Raw genomic sequence first — 23691 nt, forward strand, 5'->3', positions numbered from 1 at the left:
TATTTTCTTTCTCATGCGCTCTCATATTTCTACCTTAACACCCTAAGTTATCCACATCAAGCCTTAAAGCATAATTTCCTAAACATTAAAAAAAGTGGGTACTATTACCCACCTAAAAACTTTTTATATCCACCAGCCAGACTCCTGGCTTCCTTATAGCCCTGCATCACCAGAAACATCACTGCATATATCGACTGAACCCCGCCATTACAATACACCACCAGTGGCCGCTCTCTATCCGGAAACAATTCCTGAAACCGATCTGGTAAATCCTTTAACAAGCATTGTTTAGAGCCCGGTAAACCGTTTTGGGCATGTTCTTCTGGTTGTCGTAAATCCAGAAAGTAGGCTTGTTTCAGCCATTCCTGGTTTTTTATTTTATCCGCCAGTACATCAGCTTTGATTAAATAAAAATCCTTAGGCATGGAACGAAGAAATTGCTTTGCATCCATACACATCACCAGCTCTTAACTTCTGCCATTCAGCAGTTTTTCCTGTAATCACTTTGGCGGCAGCTTTTAAATGGGCTGGGCTGGAAACGCCAGTTAGCAAACAGATTATTTTAAGCTGCCGCTGCCATTCCTTGATTTCATTTGCTAAACCTTCAAGACCATTATCCAGATATGTTTTCAAAAAATGCCCGGCTACTCCAACCGCTTCTGCTCCAAGAGCCAGGGCTTTGGCCCAGTCCAGGGGGGTTAGGATACCTCCACTGGCCCAAAGGTGACCCTGGTTCCCACAAACCGCCAAACACTCCAGCAGCGCCCATGCTGTAGGCAGCCCCCAGCTCAGCTGTAACCGAACAGGCAATTGGGCCCGTCTGGCTTCAATAGCAAGGAAGTCCGTTCCTCCGCTGCCGCCAACATCAAAATACTCCACTCCAACTTCCTTCAGTCTTAAAACCGTTTCCCGACTCAGCCCACAGCCTGTCTCTTTGACGATCACAGGCACCCATGATTTTTTTACCAGTTGCTCGATATTGTTTAGCCATTGGGTAAACTTCCTGTCCCCTTCTGGCATCATCAATTCCTGAGCAGCATTCAGATGGACTTGCACACCCTGGGCTCCAATCATCTCAATAGCCTTAAGGGCTAAATCCCAGGATACACCAGCCCCCACATTGGCAAAAACCAGTCCCTCTGGGTTTTCGGTTCTGATTACCTGATAGGTTTTGACCAGTTCCTCATTATATAGAGCGGCATGCTGACTGCCCACTGCCAGGCCGATACCTGTTTCAGCAGCAACCAGTGCTAAATCTCTATTTATTTTTTCACTAGCCGGATGACCGCCAGTAATAGCAGTTATAAACAATGGAGCCTTGCAAATTTTATCAAGAAAACACCAGGTAGTATCAATTTCATCCCAGTCATTAACCGGTAGAGCCTGATGAATCAGATGAACATCTTCAAAACCGGTATAATGCGGGTTATATTCTTCCTTAAACAACTGGATATGTTCCAGTTTGCGCTGTGAACGCTGGTTGTTCAAATCCCGGACCTCCATTGATTATATTTTCCAGAATGGTACGATCGGCAGGAGCAAGTTCCAAATCAAGCGCAGCTTTAGGACTAAACCAACCAATAGCCTGTCCTTCCATGCCTTGTGGCTCTCCTGCCTGCAACTGGCAATGATAGACCAGTAGTAAAACAACCCTATCTTCATAACGGTGCCAGACTACCGTAGCCAGACCTAATATGTGAATATCAATATTCAGCTCTTCTTTAATCTCTCTTTTTAACCCTTCCTCCGGCGCCTCATCAATTTCCAGTTTACCGCCGGGAAATTCCCACATTCCAGCCAGGTGGCTGCCTGGCCGTCTCTGGGCCAGCAGAAGTTCGCCTTCCCGCCAGATGGCCGCTGCCGTTACCACTATTCTCTCCAACCCCCGTACCTCCTTATAAGTTCATGGCAAGATAAAGACCAGCAAATCCACAAATCAGTCCAAAGCTAAAAGAAAGGAAAATATATGAAAAGGCAATCGAATATTTACCTTGTTTTAATAAAGAAATAAATTCATAATTAAGAGTGGAATAAGTAGTAAAACTGCCTAAAAAACCAGTACCAAAAGCAAGCACCACAGTTAATGGCAAATAATTTTTATAACCCAGAACAAGCCCCAGGGCAAAAGAACCTGAGAGGTTAATAACCATCGTGCCCAGGGGCAAGTCTCCCTGCCACCAGCGATTAACCCACTTGCCCAGCCAGTAACGGGAAAGCGCCCCTAAGGCCCCGCCAATTGCTACTAACAGCCACATTTTCATTCCTTTACTCCTTCTCCCTTAAGGTCTGGCCCGTAGTAGTTTCTGCTATAAACCAGCCCAGAAAGCCAGCAGCTGCTGCCAGAAAAGCAGTCATCAAAAGATAAGAAAATGCTGTTAAGTAATTGTGCTTTAAAAGTAAAGCAACATTTTCCAGCATAAAAGTGGAAAAAGTAGTGAAAGCACCAAAAAAACCAGTTGCAATCCCAAGACGCCAGTGAGCAGCTAACCCCCAGCTAGTTAAAGATTTTTGCAAGAAGAACGCCAGGCCAAAGGAACCCAGCAGATTTACAATTAAAGTCGCTGTGGGTATACCGATGATAGAAAAGCCCTGTGCCAGCTGGTTAACACTATAGCGAGCAACAGCACCTAGTAGCCCTCCCAAAGCTATCGCCAGTAGGTCTTTCACAATTGCCACCTCCTAGCGAATAACGCTAACTGGACAGGGTGCCTGATAAAGCAAGCGATGACTGACACTCCCCAGGACCATGCCTTTTATATTGCTCAATCCCCGGCCACCAACTACGATATGATCAAATCCCTCAGTTCGAGCATATTTGCTCAGCATTTCTGCCGCATCCCCTTCCAGGACACAGGTGGAAATTTTAATCCCCTTTTGGTTAGCCATGTTTTCTGCCTGGGCCAGGGTTTTGCTGGCTTTCTCTTTTAAAAAAGCATTATATTGTTCAGGGGAAAGGCCAGCAAACAAAGCCAGATCCCGACTAAATCCTACAACACAAACGGCAGTTAGTTTTATTTCTGGCTTTAGCACTGCTAATTCCAGGGCAAATTCCAGAGCCTTAAAACTATGGCTCGAACCATCCAAACCTACTAATATTTTCGACAACATCTCTATCCCCTCCCTGAAGTTATTGTATTATTATCTTTTCCCAAAGTCAAAAGGTCCGGCTTACTGGCCGGACCTTTGATTGCAACTGCCGCAGGCTCCACTGCAGCTACCAATCTGGATTAATACTTTGGCACAACGGGGACACTTCATTTCATTACCCTTTAGTTTAAAACCACACTGTGGACAGGTGTTAGAGATAATATTACATTCATGAGCCATAAATTACGCCTCCTCTCTCTGCGGGAGAAACTTTCCTAACAGAATGGCTAAAACCAGCATACTGCCGAAGAGCAGGTACCCTCCGGCCAGGCCCATTAGATTAAACAGCTGCGCCGTAAGACCTCCAATCAAAAAGGCAATAACTAGAACAGCCGGCCAGATAATCAAGCCTTCCTGTTTGCCCCTTTCCTTAAAAATAACCAGTGCAGAAGCAATACAGGGAACAAAAATTGTAATCGTAATTAAACCAGCTAACTTCTGTAGTGCGGTTAATTCCATGGAAGCAAAACCGGCAGCACCAAAATCTCGACGAACAAAGCCCATGATAAATGCTGTTGCCGCTTCCTTAGGCAAACTTAACCAGCCAACCGTTAAGGGACGCAACCAATCTTGCAACATTTCCAGTGCCCCGGTAATTTGCATAATGCTAATAATAAAGGCGCCAATTGCAAACAAAGGGGTAGCTTCTTTCAGAAAGTGACTGGACTTGGTTGCTGTCTTCTTTACTACATTACTCAGCCGCGGTAAGCGCATGGGAGGTAAGTCGATTAACAGATCAGTAGATCTACCCGGTAATAGCTTATTCAATAAAGTACCTACCAGAGCCAGAAGGGAAAAGATAGCCAGCACATATAATATTACAAATTTTGCACCTAATCCTGAAAGCAGTGCTACGATAACCCCCATCTGGGCAGAACAGGGAATAGCCATAGCAAGGAGGAAAGTCGCAATTCGTCTCTCCCGATCAGAACCAAGCACTCTGGTGACGATAGTGGCCATGGTGACACAGCCAAACCCCAGAATCATCGGGATAACCGCCCGTCCATTCAGACCAATGCTGGTCATAACCCGGTCGAGCAAAGTGGCGATCCGCGGTAGATAGCCACTGTCTTCAAAGATGGATAAGACCAGATAAAAGCCCACCACCAGTGGCAAAAGCAACCCAAAAATATAAGTGACTGTCATGGTCAAAATACCAAATTCACCGATTAAGATGGTACCCAGAGCTGAGTGTTCAGGGATAATACTACCAATTACCTGTCTAATCCAGGGTTCATAGAAACCCTGCATAATGGTTTCCTCTGTAACCCCTACAACATCCTGCGCAATAATTACACCGATAATTTCATACATTCCCCAGAGGGCCAATAGCAAAATGGGAATCCCTGTCAGCGGGCGGATACTCCATCGTCCCAATCTGGTTGACCAGCTAATACCCTGGCTTGTTTCCCGCTGTACTTTTTCCACCAGCCGGTTAACCCGTTCTCTTCTTCTCCGGTATATTTCCTCCTGCAAATCTCCCGGTGGCAGGCCATTTCTCTCCGCTACAATTGGGTCTCCTTCCAGAATTAAAAGAGCTTCTCCCTGGTGCCCCACTTTGGCTGTCATCCATTCCAGTTTATCCTGCAGCCAGGGGTCTATATATCCAGGTCTAGCCTGATTTAGTCCTTCCTGCAATTCTTTGAAGCCTTTTTTCTCAACAGCTACTGTAGGAAATACCGGGACGCCCAGCTCTCTGGATAATAGATCGATATCAATTTCCATACCATTTTTTCGGGCTTCATCAACCATATTCAAAGCCACAATCACAGGTACACCGGTATCTATGATTTGCTGGGTTAAAAACAGGTCTCTTTCCAGGTGAACAGCATCTACAACATTAATCACCAGATCTGCATCTAAAATAATGTCCCGCGCTATCCTTTCCTCATCATTAAAGGAGGAAATACCATAAACACCAGGAGTATCAATTACCACATCTTGACCATACCGACCATGGCTAATTTCCAGGGTTGTCCCCGGGTAATTAGAAACATCCACATACATTCCAGTAAAAGCATTGAAAAAAACCGATTTACCTACATTAGGATTTCCCGCCAGAACTATTTTCCTGGCTCCAGGCGGGATATCCAGTGCCAGGTTACAATGATGGCAATGCATAGAAATTCCCTCTTTCCTTAAAGAATCTCAACCAGAATTTTTTGCGCCAGTTGCCTGCCTACAGCTATCTCCTGTTTTTTGCGGCCGAGAATAATCGGTCCAGCCGGAATAATTTCTTCAACTGACACTATTTCCCCTTCACTAATCCCAAAGCGTAAAGCCTGGGCCCGAACTACCGGATTATTAATACTATGTATTCTTACCTTCTGTCCTTTTTTCACCATATCCAGTGGTGCCAAATGGGCCACCTCCATTCACCTCGTTGAGAATGATATTCATTTACTCTATAATTATGATAGTTCATTTGTACTAAATTGTCAAGAGGTCACTAAAAAAGCATTGCCTTTTATATAAGGCAATGCTTGCATCAATCAAATTATGCCTCAGGAACAACTCCCTGAGCCTCTTTTAAGGATAAACTGATACGCTTCTCATCAGATTTTACGTCAATAACCTTTACTAAGACTTCCTGACCTGGCTGTACCACTTCGTCAGCTTTGGCCACCCTCCTATCCGCCAGCTGAGAAAGGTGAATCAAACCATCTACTCCCGGTTCTAACTCTACAAAGGCCCCAAAAGGAACTAACCGCACCACTTTCCCTTTTACAATGGAGCCAACGGTGTATTTTTTCTCTACTGTTTCCCAGGGACTGGGTAAAACCTGACGCCGACTTAAAGATATCTTTTCATTGGCCTGATCTATATCCAGTATTTTTACCTCAATTTCTTCCCCTTCTCTGATCACTTCAGCAGGGTGATCTACATGATGCCAGGCTAATTCAGAAATATGCAGTAAACCATCTATTCCTCCCAGATCTACGAAAGCTCCAAAAGAAGTAATACGGCGTACCTTTCCTTTCACGATTTGTCCAGGAGCAAGAGTAGCCAGTGCATTCGTCTTCTTCTGCAGCTGTTCTTCCTCAATCACTGCTTTCCGGCTGACCACTACTCTGGCTTTCTGCCGGTTAAATTCAATTATTTTGACAGCAACTTCCTGACCAACATATTTTTCTAGATTTTCCACATAACGAACATCAACATGAGAGGCCGGCAAAAATGCTCTTACTCCCAGATCTACCAGTAACCCGCCTTTAATTACTTCAGCCACCCGACCGGTTACTTTTTGTCCGGTTTTGTAGGCTTCTTCCAGGGTATTCATAGCCTTCATGGCATCAGCTTTTTGTTTAGAACAGACGATCCGCCCTTCCATATCCTCAACCTTTAGTACTACTACCTCAATTTCATCCCCAGGTTTTACATATTCTCTGGCGGATTCCACCGGACAACAGGTCAGTTCCCTTAAGGGAACGACAGCTTCTGATTTGGCTCCTATATCCACCAGGACTTCATCGTCACTTACAGACACCACAGTGCCTTTTAACTTTTGCCCCCGGCTAACCCTTTGGAATTCCAGAGCCTCATTGAGCAGCTGCTCCATATCCTGGGGATTTTGTTCTGTCTGTTCGTTCTGACGTATATCGGTCATTTTCTTGACAACCTCCTCTATGATCCAGTCAGGTGTAGAAGCACCTGCAGTTATACCGACCTTATCTACACCTTTAAACCAGTCGGTTTGAATCTCAGCAGCAGTTTCAATCGCATAGGTGGTGGCGCCTGATTCCCGGCAGATGGCTGCTAGTTTTTGAGTATTGGCACTATGAGCACCACCTACAACCAGCATAACTTCCACCTGGCTTGCTAATTCCCGTGCCGCCTGTTGTCTTTCTTCCGTAGCGTGGCAGATGGTGTTAAAAACCCTTACTTCCCGGCCAAAAGTCAGCAATTCTTTAACTACCGCCTGCAATCTGGCTAAAGGCTGTGTGGTTTGAGCCAGAACGCCAATTTTTTTCCCTGGCTTAATCAGTTGAAGATCTTCCGGTTGCTGAACTACAATCCCTTTGCCTTCGGTCCAACCGATGATGCCCTTAACTTCCGGATGTTCGGCTTCTCCTACCACGATAACAGTATATCCATCTGCTTGTAAAGAACGAGCAATTTCCTGGGCCTTTTTGACAAAAGGGCAGGTAGCATCAACTAGCTTTATCTTCAACTCTTCAGCCTTATTTAGAATCTCCGGGCCCACTCCATGGGAACGGATAATCACCACTTCACCAGCAGCAGAATCCAAATTTTCGATAACTTTTATTCCCTGTTCTTCCAGTTTGGCAACAGCCTGCCGGTTATGAATTAACGGTCCATAAGTGTATATTTGACTGCCAGTTTCCCGGGCTGCTGCTTCAGCCACCTGGATGGCTCGTTTCACTCCGAAACAGTAACCGGCAGCGCGGGCTAAGATAATTTCCAACCTGTTCACCCCTGGTTCTGTAAGTATAATTGTTTGTCCATTACCTCAAATTATTCTATTTTCGTCAGAAAAGTCCTGCATTTGCTTAAAAAAAATGTTATTTTTCCCTTAACCTCTTAATTTCAGCCATTATCTGCTGGGCAAATGCCTCCAGTTCCTCTTTGCTTACCTTGCTGCCTGCTGGCCAGGGCGGTTTAATCACCTGACCCACGCGAACAGTAATGGGAGCCAGTAAACGCTGGGTGTTGATTAAGGCCACTGGCAATACAGGAGCCCCTGTCTTAGCAGCCAACATAGCCACTCCCAGTTTGGGCTGTTGTAAATTGCCATCTTTACTGCGCGTACCTTCCGGAAAAATGCCAAAACAGTCCCCCTTCTCCAGGACATCCAGAGCCGCTCTGATCGCTCCCCGGTCACCTGTACCTCTCTTTACAGGAAAAGCGCCCAGATGCCGAATAATCCAGCTAAGTACCGGGACCTGAAACAATTCTTCCTTGGCCAAATAGCTTACCTTCCGATCAAAGGCACAGCCTACTACGACCGGATCCAGATTGCTGACATGGTTAGCAGCAATAATTACTGGTCCCTCTACCGGTAGATTCTTTTCCCCTTCCACTTTCCAGCACCTAACAAACCGTAAATAAGACCGACAAAGCATTCGGGCAAATTGATAAAAATCCACCTTATGTATTCCCTCCCAAACGTTTTAACAATTCATTAACCACTTCTTCGATGGTCATTCCGGTAGTATCAATAATCTGGGCATCTTCTGCCGGTTTAAGGGGAGCAATCTCCCGTCCGCTATCCATTTTGTCCCTTAAAGCCATTTCCTCTAAGAGACTCTCAAAGCTCTGGGTATAACCTTTGCTTTTTAACTCCAAATAGCGGCGGCGGGCCCGCTCTTCCAGAGAGGCAGTCAGAAAGAACTTGTGCTCTGCCTCAGGCAATACCACCGTGCCGATATCCCGACCATCCATTACTACCGGCCACTTTTCTCCCAGTGCCCGTTGCCAAATCGTTAGCTTTTCCCGCACAGCCGGAATACGAGCAACCTGAGATACCGCCTGACTTACCTGAGGCGTTCGGATGGCGTCACTGACATCCTCCCCATCTAAAATCACCCGCAATCCTTCAGTTGCTGGGATCAGGTCCACCTCTGTTTCTGTTAGCATATCAGCGATTTCCTTTTCATCTCCCGGATCCAACCCCTGTTTTAAAACCTTCAGGGTAACTGCCCGGTACATTGCCCCTGTATCTACATATAGATAACCCAGTTGCCGGGCCAGCAAACGGGCAATGGTGCTCTTGCCGGCACCAGCAGGTCCATCAATGGCAATTTGTTGTAGTTTGCTCATCACTCAAACCCCTCTTTCTTCTCTCAGCTATTATAACAAAAACCTGCAGTCAAAGAAAAGAAAAAAGGGGCATTTTGCCCCTACCAGCGCCTTTCTGCTCCACCACCGCCCGATGAGCCGCCGCCAAATCCTCCTCCGCCCCGGCGACCTCCGCCAAAAATAGCCGCATAGAAAAACAAATCCATCAACAAGCGGGTAATCCGGGCGCGGTTGAACAGTACATCCAGTAACAACAAGCCAGCGATAATATAAGCGATAGTAATGTTCTTCCTACTCTCCTTTTGCTCCGGTTCAACAGGCTGTACCAGGTTTTTTACCTGATATTCACGAGCAACTTCCTCTACCAGACGACGGTAGCCATTTTCAATACCCCGATTATAATCGCCCTGCCGGAAGTATGGCAAAACTGATTCATCTAAAATGCGTCCCGCTTTCCCGTCGGGGATGGCCCCCTCCAGCCCATAACCAACTTCGATTCTGACTTCCCTTTCATTGGGAGCGATGAGGAACAGCACGCCATTATTGTGTTCCTTACTGCCAATCCCCAGTCTTCTGAATTCTTCGACTGCTATCTGGCTGATAGGTTTACCTTCCAGAGATGGCAGAGTCATCACAACTACTTGAGCCCCAGGAGTGGCCTGTTCTAAAGCAGCTCCTAGTTGATTGATGCGCCGGGCCACCTCTGGAGATAGAATCTCAGCCCGATCCTGAACATAAATGTCCGCCGACCAGGCAGTGTTAAATATTGCGATTAGAAAAGAAAAGAGTAATATCCAAACGGGGAGTACACGGCGCCAGCTTATCCGCATGCCATTTGCCCCCTTTAACTTTTACCAGAGCCAAAATCCACTTTAGGTGCCTGCTCAGCTCCTGGCTGAGCCTGGAAAAATTCTTTGGCATTAAAGCCAAATACTCCTGCTACCAAATTGGTTGGAAAACTTTTCAGATAGGTATTGTAGGCCTGGACAGCTTTATTATAATCCTGGCGGGCCACGGCGATACGATTTTCGGTACCTGCCAGCTCATCCATTAATTGCCGGAAGTTAGCATCTGCCTTAAGGTTAGGATAATTTTCAACTACCACCAGCAAACGGCTTAATGCGCTATCCAGCTGAGCATTAGCTGTTGCTGCTTCCGCCGGTGTTCTGGCCCCGGCCAGGCGGGATCTGGCCTCAGCGATATTGCCCAGTACCTCTTTTTCATGAGCAGCATAACCTTTAACTGTTTCTACCAGATTGGGAATCAGATCTGTCCGCCGCTGCAGCTGGTTTTGCACTTGAGCCCAGCTGCTTTCCACTTGCTGTTCCATCGTTACCAGGTTATTATAAGTACTGCTCAGACTCATACCCAGAACCAGTACAATCCCCAGTATTACCAGAACAGGAATCCACACCTTTTTCATAAACAATCCCCCTTTTTAAAGTAAAATAAAGAGACCTTTACCCCTTGTGGAGCAAAGGTCTTGCTGCTAAGGCCAAAACCGGGGTCTAACCCGAGTTGACGATTCTGGCTCCCTGTAGTCAGGGCGCTACTCCCCATTTGCTAATTATATTATATTGATTTTTCTCCTCTCAGTCAAGATTGGCTCCTAATCTTTGCAAACTGGAAACAAAGTCAGGATAGGAAACTGGAATTGCTTCACAACCCGAAACAGTAGTAGTCCCATGCGCTACCAGACCAGCAATTAGCAAAGTCATTGCCATTCTATGATCATGGTAGCTTTCTACCCGGGCTCCCACTAGTTTAGCCCCACCTTCAATTATCAAGCCATCGGGCATTTCTTCGATGGTAGCTCCCAGTTTGCTCAGTTCCCGGCTTATAGCAGCCAGACGGTCCGATTCCTTGACCCTGAGCTCTGCGGCATCCCGGATTATGGTCCGACCACGGGCCACTGCTGCCGCCAGAGCCAGTACAGGAATTTCATCAATCAATCTGGGAATAAGCTCCCCTCCTATTTCTACACCCTGTAACTCCGCCGATTCTACCAGCAGGTCTGCCACCGGTTCATCGCCAAATCGGCGATAATTCATCAGTTGAATTCTGGCCCCCATTGCCTGTAAAACATCAAGAATACCGGTACGAGTAGGATTGACACCCACCTGTTTTAAATAAAGGCTGCTATTGGGAATGATACTGGCAGCTACCAGCCAGAAGGCTGCGGAAGAGATATCACCCGGTACCTGTACTGGAGCAGCCTGCAATTTCTGTCCGCCCTCAACCCAGAGCCGGTTTCCTTCCTGCCCTATTTCAACACCAAAAGTGCGTAACATTCTTTCCGTGTGATCCCGGCTGACAGCAGGCTCCTGTACCTCTGTTTTCCCTTCAGCCCGCAGCCCAGCCAGCAACAGAGCAGATTTCACCTGCGCACTGGCCACAGCGGAAAGGTGCTGACAGCCAACCAGCTTACCGCCCTGGATGGCCAGGGGAGCCAGCTTACCCTGACTTCGGCCCTGAATCCGGGCTCCCATCTTTTGTAATGGCTCAGTTACCCGGCCCATAGGTCGCCGCCGAATCGAAGCGTCTCCTGTCAGGACGCTGAAGAAATCCGTGCCGGCCAGAATGCCTAGCAGTAGCCGCATGGTAGTACCGCTATTGCCCACATCCAGTACATCAGACGGCTCTTTTAATCCCTGCCAGCCACGCCCATGAACCTTCAGGGCACCTGGTCCAGTTTCCTCGATCTCAACTCCCATCTGGCGCAAACAGGACACTGAGCTGAGACAGTCAGCCCCGGGCAAAAAGCCGCTGATTTCAACAGTGCCTTCTGTTAATGCTCCCAGCAACACTGCCCGATGGGAAATGGACTTATCTCCCGGAATCATCAACTCGCCTTTCATCCCTGCACTGGGTCCTTGAACTCGAATTTGCTCTACCATATCCTTCATCCTTATCCCATATTTTGCCGGTAAACCCTGGCTTGTTCCAGAAGCATACTCAACCGTGTCTCGTCGGTATTACTCAAGGCATCTTTAACTGTTGTTAAAAAAACCTGTAAATCATCAATAGCTGCCAGAATTTCTTCCCGATTGGTCAAAAATATATCCAGCCACATTGGCACCGGACTACCAGCAATTCTGGTCGTATCCCGTAATCCTGGCCCGGCACATCGTAATGCTTCCTGCCCCAGAGCACATACTACATTGTGCAATAATCCCCCTGCTACCAAATGGGGTAAGTGGCTTAGGCGGGCTGTGATGCGATCATGGTCCCTGGCGGTAATCAGGCGCTCTTTGGCGCCAACGGCCTGTACCATCTCCCTGACCAGCTCCAGGTGTTCCGGACCACAGTTCTCTCCTGGACAGAGAAACCAGGTTGCCCCCTGAAAAAGTCTGGCAGAAGCTGCTACTATTCCCTGTTTTTCTGAACCGGCCATGGGATGACCGCCAATCCATGCTGTTCCCCGGGGTAAGCAAGCTGCAATCTTCCGTTCCAGTTCCCCTTTAGTAGAACAAAGGTCGGTTAACACCGCGCCCCGGGCCAGGCTGGCTGCCACCGATTCCACCAGTTGTATAGCTGTTCTGACTGGCACTGCCAAGACCACCAGATCAGCAACAGCTACAACTTCGGCCAGTTCCTCCCTAATCTCAATCCCCGGTATTAACCGGGCAGCTTTTTTTCTTACTTCCGGGTCAATATCCCAACCCCTGAGCTGCCAGCTGGTATTTTGACTTAAAGCACTGGCCAATGAGCCGCCCATTAGGCCCAGTCCAATAATGGCTATCTTGCGTTCTACTGTCATCGCCTTCACCCCAGCTCTTTTCCCAGTGCTATAGCCAGTTTTCTTACTTGTTCTACCAGATGGGCAAAATTTTCCGGAGTCAGGGACTGGGGTCCGTCGGAGACAGCCTCACTCGGATTAGGATGCATTTCAATCATTAACCCATCAGCACCTGCTGCCAGTCCTGCCAGCGCCATTGGTGTTACCAGTTTCCATTTACCTGTACCATGGCTGGGATCCACCAGAATGGGCAAATGGGAAAGTTGACGAGCAAGAGCTACCGCATTCAAATCCAGGGTATTACGGGTAGAAGTCTCAAAGGTACGGATACCGCGTTCACAGAGAATAACCTGGAAGTTGCCGGCAGATAAAATATATTCCGCTGCCAGCAGCCATTCTTCAACGGTAGCACTCATCCCCCGTTTTAATATAACCGGCTTACCAGCCCTGGCTACCTCCTTCAGAAGCAGGAAGTTTTGCATATTGCGGGCTCCGATCTGCAGAATATCGGCATATTCGGCCACCAGCTCCAGAGAGCGAGGATCCACCACTTCCGTAGCCACCGGCAGGCCGGTTTCCGCTCGCGCTCGGGCCAGTAATTTTAATCCCTCTTCTTCCATGCCCTGGAAGGAGTAGGGGCTAGTACGAGGTTTATAAGCTCCCCCGCGCAAAATACTGGCTCCGGCGGCTTTGGCCAGTCGAGCTGCCGTTAAAATCTGCTCCTCCCCTTCCACCGCACAGGGGCCGGCAATAATCTGCACTTTTCCTCCGCCAATCTGGACATCCCCTACCGTTACTACCGTATCCTGGGGATGAAAATCCCGGCTGGCCAGTTTATAAGGCCGTAAAATTGGTACAACTCGTTCTACCTGGGGTAAAGCCTCCAGAGCCAGACTGGCTGCCAGTTCCCGGTCCCCGATGATGCCCAGGATGGTTCGTTCAATCCCCTGGGACAGATGCACCCTTAGTCCTGCTCGTTCGATCATTTCAATAACCTGATTTTTTTCCTGCTCTCCTGCCTGGGCAGTTAACACAACGATCATCACTACCATCCTCCCATCCTGCTATTTAGTAACAATTAGCTATTAATTACTTCCCTTAAAGCCTGGATAAAGCCTTGATTTTCCTCCGGCAATCCTACTGTGACCCGCAACCAGGTTCCCAGCCCTACATCCCGCACTATATAGCCTTTGCGCAAGAGCTGCTGAAATACTTCAGCAGCCGGACGCTCTACATTAATCAGAACAAAATTGGTATAGGAAGGTACGTATTCCAATCCCAGCTTCTCCAGGGCCGTGTAGAAAAACTGTAATCCCTGGGCATTTAACTCCCGTACCCTTTCCAGGTGGACCTGATCTGCCAGAGCTGCCCGGGCAGCCGCCTGGGCCAGAGCATTCACATTAAAAGGCGGCCTAACCCGTTCCAGGTTTTGCACGATTTCCGGTTTGGTTAAAGCATAACCCACCCGCAATCCTGCCAGTCCATAGATTTTGGAGAAGGTGCGCAAAACAATCACATCCCTGCCCTGGCGCAAATAGTCCAGGCCATCGGGATACTCTTCATTATTGACATATTCATAATAAGCTTCATCGAAAACTACCAGCACTCCTGCCGGAACCCTGGCCATAAAGGCAGCTACTTCCTCTCTGGTCACCATAGTTCCGGTGGGATTATTGGGATTGCAGAGAAAAATCATCCTGGTTTTTTCAGTAATCGCCTGAGCCATAGCGGGTAGGTCATGTCGCCAATCAGCCGTCAAAGGTATTTCAACCGGCACTCCCTCCATCATCCTGACCACAGGCTCATAGCGGGGAAATGACGGTTTGGCCATAATCACTTCATCCCCTGCTTCCACATAAGCCAGAGCCAGCAGCTGAATCAGTTCATCGGAACCATTGCCTAAAGCGATCTGTTCAATGGATACCTGCCAGTGTTTAGCCAGGGCCTCCTTCAGATAATAACCATTTCCATCCGGATATAAATTGGTTTTGCCGGCTTGATCCACCATGGCTGCAATAGCCTTTGGTGAAGGCCCGACCGGATTTTCGTTGGAAGCCAGTTTGGCGACCCGGGTAAGTCCTAGCTCCCGCTGAACTTCTTCAATTGGTTTTCCCGGCACATAGACTTTAATTTTTTCTAGAGATTTCCTTGCCTGCACCACACTCTCTTCCCCCCTCTGTAGAAATTTGGCAAAAAGGGCACCCCTGATAGGAGTGCCCGCTGATGGACGGAATGTCCCCATCTGCGTTATTGTTTTCCTCCTACCTGCCTTCCTACCAGTTCTAGTAAAATCTTTACAGTCTACCATCCTACCCAGCAACTACATTGAAACTTACTTTGCTTCATCTTACCATAATCCCATAAATTTTGTAAAGACTAAATTGCTATTTCCCGTCCAATAGCCTGCGCAATCTTCTGCAAATCCTGCATCAGTTTATGAAAGTTAGCCGGAGTGAGAGACTGAGGACCATCACAGAGAGCTTCTGCTGGATTGGGGTGAACCTCAATCAGCAAACCATCTGCTCCCGCTGCAATCGCTCCTTTAGCCATAGCCGCTACCAGCTGCCAGCGGCCGGTAGCATGGCTGGGATCTACAATTACGGGTAAATGGGAAACTTCTTTTACTACCGCAACTGCACTTAGATCCAGCGTATTGCGGGTTGCTGTCTCAAAAGTGCGGATTCCCCGTTCACAGAGGATGATCTGGTCATTCCCCTGGCTCATAATATACTCGGCAGCCAGTAACCATTCTTCAATAGTAGCTGCCAGGCCTCGTTTCAATAAGATCGGCTTCCCAATTCTACCAGCTTCTTTTAAAAGGGCGAAATTTTGCATATTCCGGCTGCCAATTTGCAAAATATCCGCATATTCAGCTACCAACTCCAGATCCCGGGTGTCCATGACCTCGGTCACTACAGGCAAACCGGTCTCCCTTCTGGTTTCAGCCAGCAACTTCAGGCCTTCTTCCATCAAGCCCTGAAAAGCATAGGGAGATGTTCTTGGTTTAAAGGCACCGCCCCTTAAAACCCTGGCCCCGCCTTCTTTAACGGCATAAGCAGCAGCCAGCAGCAGTTCCTTGCTTTCCACGGCACAGGGCCCAGCCATCACTATTATTTCCCTATCCCCGACTTTCAGTTCCTCATTTATGGTTACAACGGTGGCCTGGTCCAAATGCTGTCTTGCCACCAATTTTAATGGAGTCATTTCAACTTCCCTCCTCATCTCCCAGGGCAGCCTTTAACTCACCAATATAAGCTGTCAATTCCCTGAGGGCCCGGGGAGATGTTCCATCTTCTATTAACTTTTTCATCACAGCACTACCAATAACAACCCCATCACAATAGGGCTGAATTTTTTTTATCTGTTCAGGTTTATTAAAACCAAAACCTACAACTACAGGCAGGCCAGAATTTTCCTTGGCGGCCACAAGAAAGTCCGTTAATCTATTCGACAAATGCGTTCGAATTCCTGTAGTGCCGGTTACAGAAATGCAGTAAAGAAAGGGTTCTTTCAGTTTCCGCATCTCCTGCATCCTGGCCACCGGCGTTGTGGGTGCTGCCATAGGAATCTGGGCTAGGCCGTAGGGCTTGAGTATGGGTTCCAACCAGTGGCGTTCTTCCAGAGGAATATCTGGCACAATCACACCACCAATCCCTGCTTCTACCAGCCTTTCTCCCGCCTGGTCTAACTGTAAAAGTGGATTGGCGTAAGTCATAAGCAAGAACGGCACTGTTCTTAGCTCCACTGGTAAGTTTTTTAAACAATCCAGTACTTTTTCCGCAGTTGTTCCAGCCTGTAATGACAGTTTGGCTGCTTCCTGAATAACCGGCCCATCAGCACTGGGATCGGAAAAAGGCAGCCCCACTTCGATCAAATCAGCGCCACCTTCCAGTACAGCTGCCAGAATTTCAGGAAAGAGCTCCATGCGGGGATAACCAGCCGTGAGATAGATGATTAAATTTTTCTTAGCTCTAAGCATCTACCTCACCTCCTAGTTGCTGGAGTGTATGGACATCTTTATCGCCTCGACCGGAAAGACAAATAACCATAATTCTATCAGGTCCAAGTTCCCGGGCCAACGGCAGTGCACCTGCAATAGCATGAGCACTTTCCAGTGCGGGTAAGATTCCTTCCGTCCGACATAGCAATTCCGCAGCCTGTAATGCTTCCTGATCGGTGACTGCCAGGTAGCGGGCCCGCCCGGTTTTATGCAGAAAAGCATGTTCTGGACCTACCCCCGGGTAATCCAATCCCGCTGATACAGAATGTGCTTCCAGAATTTGACCATGAGCATCCTGTAATAAAAAGGTCCTGGCTCCATGCAAAACTCCGGGACGACCACAATTTAGTGTTGCCGCATGTTGCCCCGTAGCCAAACCTTTGCCTGCAGCTTCCACTCCATATAAGGCTACCTGAGTGTCCTGTAGAAAAGGATAAAATATGCCCATAGCATTACTGCCCCCACCGACACAGGCCACAATAGCGTCAGGCAACCGCCCTTCTTTGTCCAGTATTTGTCTTTTTGTCTCCTCCCCGATAATTTTTTGAAATTCCCGAACCAGGGTTGGATATGGATGAGGGCCTACCACCGAACCGATGATATAGTGACAGTGTTCAATTCGGGTAACCCATTGCCGCAAAGCCTCATTGGTGGCATCTTTAAGAGTGCAGCTGCCACTTTGCACAGGCACCACTTCAGCCCCTAAGAGCTGCATCCGTAAAACATTCAGCTGCTGTCTTTCTACATCTTTTGCCCCCATATAAACTGTACATTTTAGATTCAACAGGGCCGCCGCAGTAGCTGTCGCTACTCCGTGCTGGCCTGCCCCTGTCTCGGCTATAACCTCTTTTTTCCCCAGTTTTCTGGCCAGCAACGCCTGACCCAGGGTATTATTGATTTTATGACTGCCTGTGTGGTTCAAATCTTCGCGTTTAAGATAAATTTTAGCCCCACCAGCCAGCTTCGTCAAGTTAGCAGCATAATACAGGGGAGACGGTCGCCCAACATAATCCCTTAACAAATAATTTAACTCTTCCCAAAAAGCCTTATCCTCTTTGATCGCAAAGAAAGCCTGTTCCAGTTCCTGTAAAGCAGGAATTGCCGTTTCAGCCACAAACCTGCCGCCAAAATTTCCGAAATACCCTGCTCTTGCCATTACCATAGCTAAAACCTCCTTATGATTGCGGCTACCCTAGCCATTTTTTCAGCATCTTTGATTCCAGGCTGGCTTTCCACCCCGGAATTTACATCCACCAAATCGGGTTGAAAGATTTCTAATAATTTGGGGATGTTTTCTGCATTTAAGCCTCCAGCAATCCAAACTGGTTTGGGCAACCGCAGGTTTTGTAAAACCGTCCAGTCAAAATTCTGGCCTGATCCTCCCCGGTTATTGTCCAGCAGTATAGCTTCCACTACCTGTAGAAAAGGTTCCAGTTCCTTTCGCAGTTGACTGCCATCGCGATAAACCACAGACCAGGCCTTGACTGCTGGCCACTTTAAGGCAGAGCAATAGGCCGGGCTCTCCCGCCCGTGAAGCTGCAACAAATCCAGATTCAAATCCCGAGCCAGATTGTAGGCCTCCGTAACAGGCACATCAGCCACTACCCCCACTTTCCAGCAAGAAGAAGGGACTTTTTCCAGAATGGCCCGGGCTTGTTCCAGGCTAACCCTTCTTTTGCTTTCAGCTCCAATGATGACTCCGATGGCGTTAGCACCGAGGTAAACTGCCTTTTCTGCGTCTTCTACCCTGGTAAGACCACAAACTTTGAATTTCAACAAAAAAATCCCTCCCCAAAGGAAAGAGAGGGTGAAAGACTGATTTAGTTCCCTCATCTCTCCTCAACTCTGCTCTCCTGAGCTATGCTAATACTTCCTGAACTCAAAATAGCGACTGCCAGCATGATAGCTAGCCCCCCACCGATTTGAGAGAGGCTGAGCCGCTCTCCCAGAAACCAGAAAGCGGTCAAGGCGGCAACCACCGGTTCCAACATGGAAATTATCACTGTCTCTGTTGCGGAAATACGTTTAAGGCCGGCAAAATAAAGGCCAAAAGGAATAATAGTAGCGAAAAGGGCAATGTAAATAAAAAACGCCACTGTTTCTACAGAGTTTACCTGGGCCAGCAGCCGCCTGGGACTGTTGATTAGCCACCAGGGTAAGCCCCCAGCCAGCAAAGCCCATCCCAGGGTAGTCCAGGGGGTATATTTCTGTAAAACCTGTTTGCCGTAAACGGTATAGAACGCTGCTGTTACAGCAGATGCCAAACCGGTAAGTAATCCATCCAGAGGAATGCCCTCTAAACTTAGTTCCGGGCCCATTATCATTAGTGCGCTCCCGGTAATCGCCAGGATTAAAGCTAAAAGGCCCCGGAAATCCGGTAACTGTTTCTGCCAAACCCAGGCATACAGAGAAACCAGGACAGGGGAAAGATATTGCAGGAAAACGGCCAGGGCCACATTAACCCTGCTTACTGTATAGAGATAAGTGAACTGCACACCGGCCATCCCTAAAATCCCAAGAATAATGATTTTGCCATAATCCTGTCTCTCAATTTTAAGCAACTGTCTCTGCTTGATTGCCAGCCAGGCCAATAACAGCCAGGCCGACAAATTCAACCTAATCTGGACCAAAATCAGGGGATCTACCTGTTTATTAAAGAAATACTTGGCAACTGTTCCTGAAAAGCCCCATAAACCAGCAGCCAGTACTACCATGAAAGCCCCTTTTAAATGTTGATTCGTAATCATTCCCTCCTGCAATCCAGTATTTTTCTGATCACTTCCCCTGGTTCTTGACTGCGCATTAAACGGGTTCCGATTAATAATCCATCTGCACCAGCCGACAGCAATACCTTAGCATCTTCGGCCGTATTGATACCACTGGCGGCAATTACTTTTCTACCCTGGCAGAAAGGAAGCAAGTGCAGGCTACGTTTGAGATCCACCTCTAAAGTAAACAGATCCCGGTTATTAATCAAAATAATTTCTCCATCGGTCTGCTGAACCAGTCCCCAATCCCTTTCATCAAAAATTTCCAGAACTGGCTCAATTCCGACTTGACGACAGCAGGCAACCAGCCTTTGCAAGGTACTCAGATCCAGCAAACGAACTATCAGCAACAGTGCATCAGCTCCGGCCTTTCTGGCTGCATAAACCTGAGCCGGATAAAGGATAAAATCCTTGGCCAGAATCGGAAGCCTTACATGTTTTTTTATTTCAGTTAACAGCTCCAGGTCTCCTTGAAAGAATTCCGGTTCAGTGACAACGGAGATCGCTGCTGCTCCGTTTTGTTCATAAGCCTTTGCCCGTTCAACTGCCTCCTGGCGTAAACCAAGTGGGCCGGCACTGGGGGATGCCAGTTTAATTTCTGCCAGCAGAGCCGGTTTTGTAGCAAAAATTGCTGAGAAGGGGCGTGATTCAGGCAAATCCCTTATACCTTCTTGCCTATAAATGGCGCTTGCTTTTCCCCATCTGGCTTCCACATTGGTTAGGATCTTTTTTAAAAAAGGCGCCTGTTTCACATAGCCACCTCCCTGACCCCAATCTCAGCCAGATAGTTAGCCACTCTGCCTTGTAATATCGCCTCACGGGCTATCCTTACACCCTCTCTCAGGTCACTGATCGTTCCAGCAACCCAGAGGGCCAGCGCAGCATTGGCCACTGTAGCTTCCAGAAGCGGACCTGCCTGGGGTCGGAAAAAGAGGTCCAGTAACATTCTGGCATTTTGCCGCTGGTCCCCACCCTTCAAATCCTGCAACTGACAACCAGCTATTCCTATTTCCTCCGGCATCACGGACTTAATGGTTATTTGTCCATCCTGGACCAGAGCCAGCAAATTTTCCCCAGTGGGTGAGAATTCATCCAATCCGTCTGCTCCGTGGACAACCACTCCTCGCTTCCTTCCCAGCTCTACCATTACTTCAGCAAAGGGTTTAACCCAGCTGGTTGCAAAAACCCCAATCACCTGAGCCTGAGGATGTGCCGGGTTACAAAGAGGGCCCAGCAAGTTAAAAACTGTTCTTACCCCCATTTCCTTTCGCACAGGCATCACTGTCGCCAGAGCTGGATGATAAAAGGGAGCGAACAAAAAGACAAATCCCTGTTCTTCTAAAATCCTGGCTGCCCGTTCCGGTTGATTGGGCAAAGGCAAACCCAGTTCCTCTACCAGATCGGAACTGCCACAGCGACTACTTACGGAACGGTTACCGTGTTTGGCTACTGGTATCCCCAGGGCCGCTGCCACCAGCGCTGCTGCTGTCGATAAATTAAAGGTACCGGCTCCATCCCCGCCAGTGCCACAGGTATCAATGACCAGGGGTAAATTGTGTTTCACCGGGCGAGCAAAACGCAACATGGCCCTAGCCAGAGCCGCCACTTCCTCCGGCCGTTCCCCGCGCAAACGCAGCGCAGCCAGCACAGCCGCAATTTGAGCCGGCAAAGCCTGCCCGGTAAGAATCAAGCTCATAAGCTCTTCAGCTTCCAGTGCGGTCAATATCTGTCCCTGTAAAATTTTCTCCAATAAATCCTTGACTCTACTCAACTCTCCTCAACTCCTTATCCTAATAACTCATCTTCAGAAAATTGCGTAATAAGTCCTTGCCTACTTCGGTGAGAATGGATTCAGGATGAAACTGTACTCCTTCTACTAAAAACTCCTTATGTCTAATCCCCATGATCTCTCCCTGGGCTGTTTCTGCGGTAATCTCCAGACAATCAGGCAAAGTCTCTTTTTCCACAATCAGAGAATGATAACGGGTGGCTATAAACGGGTTGGGCAATCCGGCAAAAACCCCCTTGCCATCGTGATATATTTCAGAAGTCTTACCATGCATCAGTCGCTCTGCCCTGACCACCTTACCTCCAAAAACCTGGCCGATGGACTGATGTCCCAGACAGACTCCCAGGATGGGGATTTTACCAGCAAAATATTTAATCACATCCAGGGAAATTCCGGCTTCATTGGGAGTACATGGTCCAGGACTGATGACAATATGTTGCGGCGAGAGATCTTCTATTTCTTCAACCGTAATTGCATCATTGCGAAATACCCTGATTTCCTCCCCCAGTTCCCCCAGGTATTGAACCAGATTGTAAGTAAAAGAATCGTAATTATCAATCATTAAAATCATTCAATTTTTACCTCCCAGCCAAGTGCTTTAAACATTGCATTGCCTTTATGAATTGTTTCCCAGTATTCACGCTCGGGATCAGAATCAGCCACAATCCCTGCTCCTACACGAACCTGGGCCTGATTTTTCTGCATAACAATAGTTCTGATCGCAATACAGGTATCAATATCGCCGGCAGAACTAAAATAGCCAATTGCTCCAGCATAAAGCCCCCTGCCATCGGCTTCCAGCTCATTAATTATTTCCAGGGCTCTTACCTTTGGAGCACCACTTACTGTTCCTGCCGGAAAACAGGACCAGAAGGCATCCACACTATCATACTCATCCCCCAGTTCACCATGTACAGAAGAAACCAGGTGCATGACATGAGAATATTTTTCGATTTTATAAAAATCTTTCAACCTTACAGTCCCGGAACGGGCCACTTTGCCGATATCATTTCGACCCAGATCAACCAGCATTAAATGTTCTGCCCGTTCCTTCTCATCCCCTAATAATTCTGCTGCAATCTTGCTGTCTTCTACATCAGTCCGTCCACGAGGTCGCGTCCCGGCGATCGGGCGCGTTTCAATCCATCCATCTTTTACCCTTACCAGCATTTCCGGTGATGATCCTATAATCTGGTAATCACCCATTTGTAAATAATAGTGGTAAGGGGAAGGATTAAAATTGCGTAGATCTCTGTACACATCTAAAGGCTGACGAGTAGTTAACCCGTAAAAAGGCTGAGATAGAACTACTTGAAAGATATCTCCTGCGCTAATATAGTCTTTAGCTTTTTCCACCATATTTAGAAAATCCGCTTTTGCATATAAAGCTTTAGCTGGCTGGATTGTGGGATTCTGCTTGTCCTTAGACAGAGCAACTGCCTGAATCTGTTTAAGTTGTTTGATGATTTCCTCAACCTCGCGGTTTAAACCCGGGCTGTTAACAATTACTTTGCATTGTTTTTCCTGTCTATCAAGAATAATCACGTTTCTGGGTCTTAGCAAGATCGCGCCAGGAAATTGAAAAATGTCCTTTTTCCGCCCACACTCGTTCAGCCGGTGCTCTTTTTCCCGATAGGCCATATCGAAGGAAATACAGCCCACAAATCCATTATAAAATGGTTCAAGTTCTTTTAACAGGGGAAATTTATTCTTTTTTAATAATTTCGATAATTCTTCCCTATCATCTGCAAAGATATACTCTTCACCATCCCAGCCGATGATAGTATAACGTGCCAGTTTCTGGGGTCCTTCAGAACTCTCCAGCAAAAAACCAGTTCCTGAACCAACTAATTGTTCAAAAATGAGAGATGGGTCCTGTAACCAGTGATCTTGCGCCGCAATTATTCTGTAAGCAGGCAAATCCCACTGAGATTCCTGAACTGGGTACAAAAAAATCTCCTCCTTTCGAGGAGATGAAGATAGCCAAAAAAGCCCATACCAAAAAGGCTGGGCTTTCTTTCTAACCCTTTCCCTTCTCGGCTCTCCTCATCTCTCCTCAACTCATCCATGCTCAATGATATTTAGTTGTATATATATTACCATCGTACAAGTTTTTAAGTCAATATGCTTACGAAAAAATATAAAAATCACCCCTGAACATATCGTTCAGGGGTGAATCGTCCGGCAGCGACCTACTCTCCCAGGACCCTGCGGTCCAAGTACCATCGGCGCTGGTGGGCTTAACTGCCGTGTTCGGTATGGGTACGGGTGTTGCCCCACCGCCATTGCCACCGGACTATTCTTTTAAGGGATAAGTGACTGCTCCCTCAAAACCGCACAGAGTTCTTTTGAGGTTAAGACCTCGACCTATTAGTACCGGTCCGCTCAAAGCCTTGCGGCTCTTACACTCCCGGCCTATCTACCTGGTCTTCTTCCAGGGGTCTTACCTGGTTTTCCCAGTGGGAAATCTTATCTTGAGGTGGACTTC

At 47.7% G+C, this 23691-nt stretch carries 26 protein-coding genes and 2 rRNA genes; all 28 read right to left on the reverse strand.

Features of this window, described 5'->3' with window-relative positions; translation table 11 throughout:
* Positions 1-104: 104 nt before the first annotated feature.
* Positions 105-452, reverse strand: a complete 348-nt coding sequence (locus B5D20_RS10840; protein WP_159071858.1) for a rhodanese-like domain-containing protein — start codon at positions 450-452, stop codon at positions 105-107.
* The gene (gene fni, locus B5D20_RS10845; protein WP_174182994.1) at positions 418-1488 is read right to left on the reverse strand and encodes a type 2 isopentenyl-diphosphate Delta-isomerase; all 1071 of its coding nucleotides are present in this window, start codon (positions 1486-1488) and stop codon (positions 418-420) included. Before fni ends, B5D20_RS10840 begins: the two co-directional genes overlap by 35 nt.
* Entirely contained in the window at positions 1439-1882 is a 444-nt protein-coding gene (locus B5D20_RS10850; RefSeq protein WP_078666255.1) for a (deoxy)nucleoside triphosphate pyrophosphohydrolase, read from the reverse strand. Before B5D20_RS10850 ends, fni begins: the two co-directional genes overlap by 50 nt.
* Positions 1883-1895: 13 nt before the next feature.
* Positions 1896-2261, reverse strand: a complete 366-nt coding sequence (crcB, locus tag B5D20_RS10855; RefSeq protein ID WP_242946664.1) for a fluoride efflux transporter CrcB — start codon at positions 2259-2261, stop codon at positions 1896-1898.
* A gap of 4 nt (positions 2262-2265) precedes the next feature.
* On the reverse strand, positions 2266-2667 hold the full coding sequence (crcB, locus tag B5D20_RS10860; protein ID WP_078666256.1) for a fluoride efflux transporter CrcB: 402 nt from the start codon (positions 2665-2667) through the stop codon (positions 2266-2268).
* A 12-nt stretch (positions 2668-2679) separates the two neighbouring features.
* The gene (locus B5D20_RS10865) at positions 2680-3108 is read right to left on the reverse strand and encodes a universal stress protein (RefSeq protein WP_078666257.1); all 429 of its coding nucleotides are present in this window, start codon (positions 3106-3108) and stop codon (positions 2680-2682) included.
* 222 nt (positions 3109-3330) lie between these two features.
* Positions 3331-5268 (reverse strand): ferrous iron transport protein B, encoded by a 1938-nt coding sequence (gene feoB / locus B5D20_RS10870; RefSeq protein ID WP_078666258.1) that lies wholly within the window; start codon positions 5266-5268, stop codon positions 3331-3333.
* 17 nt (positions 5269-5285) lie between these two features.
* Complete coding sequence (locus B5D20_RS10875; RefSeq protein ID WP_307167151.1) at positions 5286-5507, reverse strand: FeoA family protein; 222 nt, start codon at positions 5505-5507, stop codon at positions 5286-5288.
* A 137-nt stretch (positions 5508-5644) separates the two neighbouring features.
* A complete protein-coding gene (locus tag B5D20_RS10880) occupies positions 5645-7573 on the reverse strand; it encodes a bifunctional 4-hydroxy-3-methylbut-2-enyl diphosphate reductase/30S ribosomal protein S1 (protein WP_159071857.1) in 1929 nt (642 codons plus the stop codon).
* A gap of 97 nt (positions 7574-7670) precedes the next feature.
* Positions 7671-8255, reverse strand: a complete 585-nt coding sequence (locus B5D20_RS10885; RefSeq protein WP_242946665.1) for a lysophospholipid acyltransferase family protein — start codon at positions 8253-8255, stop codon at positions 7671-7673.
* A 1-nt stretch (position 8256) separates the two neighbouring features.
* Positions 8257-8928, reverse strand: coding sequence for a (d)CMP kinase (gene cmk, locus B5D20_RS10890; protein WP_078666261.1), 672 nt, complete (start codon positions 8926-8928; stop codon positions 8257-8259).
* Positions 8929-9008: 80 nt separating this feature from the next.
* Positions 9009-9737, reverse strand: coding sequence for a TPM domain-containing protein (locus B5D20_RS10895; protein ID WP_078666262.1), 729 nt, complete (start codon positions 9735-9737; stop codon positions 9009-9011).
* 14 nt (positions 9738-9751) lie between these two features.
* The gene (locus tag B5D20_RS10900; protein ID WP_078666263.1) at positions 9752-10330 is read right to left on the reverse strand and encodes a LemA family protein; all 579 of its coding nucleotides are present in this window, start codon (positions 10328-10330) and stop codon (positions 9752-9754) included.
* Positions 10331-10499: 169 nt separating this feature from the next.
* Positions 10500-11804: a 3-phosphoshikimate 1-carboxyvinyltransferase gene (aroA, locus tag B5D20_RS10905; protein ID WP_078666277.1), complete on the reverse strand. Its 1305-nt coding sequence runs from the start codon at positions 11802-11804 to the stop codon at positions 10500-10502.
* 11 nt (positions 11805-11815) lie between these two features.
* A complete protein-coding gene (locus B5D20_RS10910) occupies positions 11816-12667 on the reverse strand; it encodes a prephenate dehydrogenase (protein WP_078666264.1) in 852 nt (283 codons plus the stop codon).
* A 5-nt stretch (positions 12668-12672) separates the two neighbouring features.
* A complete protein-coding gene (gene aroF, locus B5D20_RS10915; RefSeq protein ID WP_078666265.1) occupies positions 12673-13689 on the reverse strand; it encodes a 3-deoxy-7-phosphoheptulonate synthase in 1017 nt (338 codons plus the stop codon).
* A gap of 35 nt (positions 13690-13724) precedes the next feature.
* Positions 13725-14807, reverse strand: a complete 1083-nt coding sequence (gene hisC, locus B5D20_RS10920; protein ID WP_242952066.1) for a histidinol-phosphate transaminase — start codon at positions 14805-14807, stop codon at positions 13725-13727.
* A 215-nt stretch (positions 14808-15022) separates the two neighbouring features.
* The gene (gene aroF, locus B5D20_RS10925) at positions 15023-15850 is read right to left on the reverse strand and encodes a 3-deoxy-7-phosphoheptulonate synthase (RefSeq protein WP_242952067.1); all 828 of its coding nucleotides are present in this window, start codon (positions 15848-15850) and stop codon (positions 15023-15025) included.
* A gap of 1 nt (position 15851) precedes the next feature.
* The gene (trpA, locus tag B5D20_RS10930; RefSeq protein WP_078666268.1) at positions 15852-16625 is read right to left on the reverse strand and encodes a tryptophan synthase subunit alpha; all 774 of its coding nucleotides are present in this window, start codon (positions 16623-16625) and stop codon (positions 15852-15854) included.
* Positions 16618-17808, reverse strand: a complete 1191-nt coding sequence (gene trpB / locus B5D20_RS10935; RefSeq protein ID WP_200803501.1) for a tryptophan synthase subunit beta — start codon at positions 17806-17808, stop codon at positions 16618-16620. Before trpB ends, trpA begins: the two co-directional genes overlap by 8 nt.
* Positions 17809-17810: 2 nt before the next feature.
* Positions 17811-18425, reverse strand: a complete 615-nt coding sequence (locus tag B5D20_RS10940; protein ID WP_159071856.1) for a phosphoribosylanthranilate isomerase — start codon at positions 18423-18425, stop codon at positions 17811-17813.
* A 50-nt stretch (positions 18426-18475) separates the two neighbouring features.
* Entirely contained in the window at positions 18476-19393 is a 918-nt protein-coding gene (locus B5D20_RS10945; protein ID WP_078666270.1) for a DMT family transporter, read from the reverse strand.
* Positions 19390-20166: an indole-3-glycerol-phosphate synthase gene (locus tag B5D20_RS10950; RefSeq protein WP_078666271.1), complete on the reverse strand. Its 777-nt coding sequence runs from the start codon at positions 20164-20166 to the stop codon at positions 19390-19392. The genes B5D20_RS10945 and B5D20_RS10950 overlap by 4 nt, the downstream gene beginning before the upstream one ends.
* Positions 20163-21185 carry an anthranilate phosphoribosyltransferase gene (gene trpD, locus B5D20_RS10955; RefSeq protein ID WP_078666272.1) on the reverse strand — a complete coding sequence of 341 codons (1023 nt, stop codon included), beginning with the start codon at positions 21183-21185 and terminating at the stop codon, positions 20163-20165. Before trpD ends, B5D20_RS10950 begins: the two co-directional genes overlap by 4 nt.
* Positions 21186-21204: 19 nt before the next feature.
* A complete protein-coding gene (gene pabA, locus B5D20_RS10960; RefSeq protein ID WP_078666273.1) occupies positions 21205-21774 on the reverse strand; it encodes an aminodeoxychorismate/anthranilate synthase component II in 570 nt (189 codons plus the stop codon).
* A complete protein-coding gene (locus tag B5D20_RS10965; RefSeq protein ID WP_078666274.1) occupies positions 21771-23153 on the reverse strand; it encodes an anthranilate synthase component I family protein in 1383 nt (460 codons plus the stop codon). The genes pabA and B5D20_RS10965 overlap by 4 nt, the downstream gene beginning before the upstream one ends.
* Positions 23154-23382: 229 nt before the next feature.
* Positions 23383-23499: ribosomal RNA gene (gene rrf / locus B5D20_RS10970) — 5S ribosomal RNA — on the reverse strand.
* 54 nt (positions 23500-23553) lie between these two features.
* A 23S ribosomal RNA gene (locus B5D20_RS10975) occupies positions 23554-23691 on the reverse strand; the annotation flags it as partial.

This window comes from Carboxydocella sporoproducens DSM 16521, assembly GCF_900167165.1.
In the GTDB taxonomy this organism is placed as follows: domain Bacteria; phylum Bacillota.

Bases quoted from the DNA above. Each gene is read 5' to 3' on its own strand.
- B5D20_RS10840 (WP_159071858.1), bottom strand. From the start codon at position 452: ATGGATGCAAAGCAATTTCTTCGTTCCATGCCTAAGGATTTTTATTTA.
- trpB (WP_200803501.1), bottom strand. From the start codon at position 17,808: ATGGTAATGGCAAGAGCAGGGTATTTCGGAAATTTTGGCGGCAGGTTT.
- B5D20_RS10945 (WP_078666270.1), bottom strand. From the start codon at position 19,393: ATGATTACGAATCAACATTTAAAAGGGGCTTTCATGGTAGTACTGGCT.
- B5D20_RS10900 (WP_078666263.1), bottom strand. From the start codon at position 10,330: ATGAAAAAGGTGTGGATTCCTGTTCTGGTAATACTGGGGATTGTACTG.
- trpA (WP_078666268.1), bottom strand. From the start codon at position 16,625: ATGCTTAGAGCTAAGAAAAATTTAATCATCTATCTCACGGCTGGTTAT.
- B5D20_RS10910 (WP_078666264.1), bottom strand. From the start codon at position 12,667: ATGACAGTAGAACGCAAGATAGCCATTATTGGACTGGGCCTAATGGGC.
- pabA (WP_078666273.1), bottom strand. From the start codon at position 21,774: ATGATTTTAATGATTGATAATTACGATTCTTTTACTTACAATCTGGTT.
- aroF (WP_078666265.1), bottom strand. From the start codon at position 13,689: ATGATCGTTGTGTTAACTGCCCAGGCAGGAGAGCAGGAAAAAAATCAG.
- cmk (WP_078666261.1), bottom strand. From the start codon at position 8,928: ATGAGCAAACTACAACAAATTGCCATTGATGGACCTGCTGGTGCCGGC.
- feoB (WP_078666258.1), bottom strand. From the start codon at position 5,268: ATGCATTGCCATCATTGTAACCTGGCACTGGATATCCCGCCTGGAGCC.
- aroF (WP_242952067.1), bottom strand. From the start codon at position 15,850: ATGACTCCATTAAAATTGGTGGCAAGACAGCATTTGGACCAGGCCACC.
- crcB (WP_242946664.1), bottom strand. From the start codon at position 2,261: ATGAAAATGTGGCTGTTAGTAGCAATTGGCGGGGCCTTAGGGGCGCTT.
- B5D20_RS10895 (WP_078666262.1), bottom strand. From the start codon at position 9,737: ATGCGGATAAGCTGGCGCCGTGTACTCCCCGTTTGGATATTACTCTTT.
- aroA (WP_078666277.1), bottom strand. From the start codon at position 11,804: ATGGTAGAGCAAATTCGAGTTCAAGGACCCAGTGCAGGGATGAAAGGC.
- B5D20_RS10865 (WP_078666257.1), bottom strand. From the start codon at position 3,108: ATGTTGTCGAAAATATTAGTAGGTTTGGATGGTTCGAGCCATAGTTTT.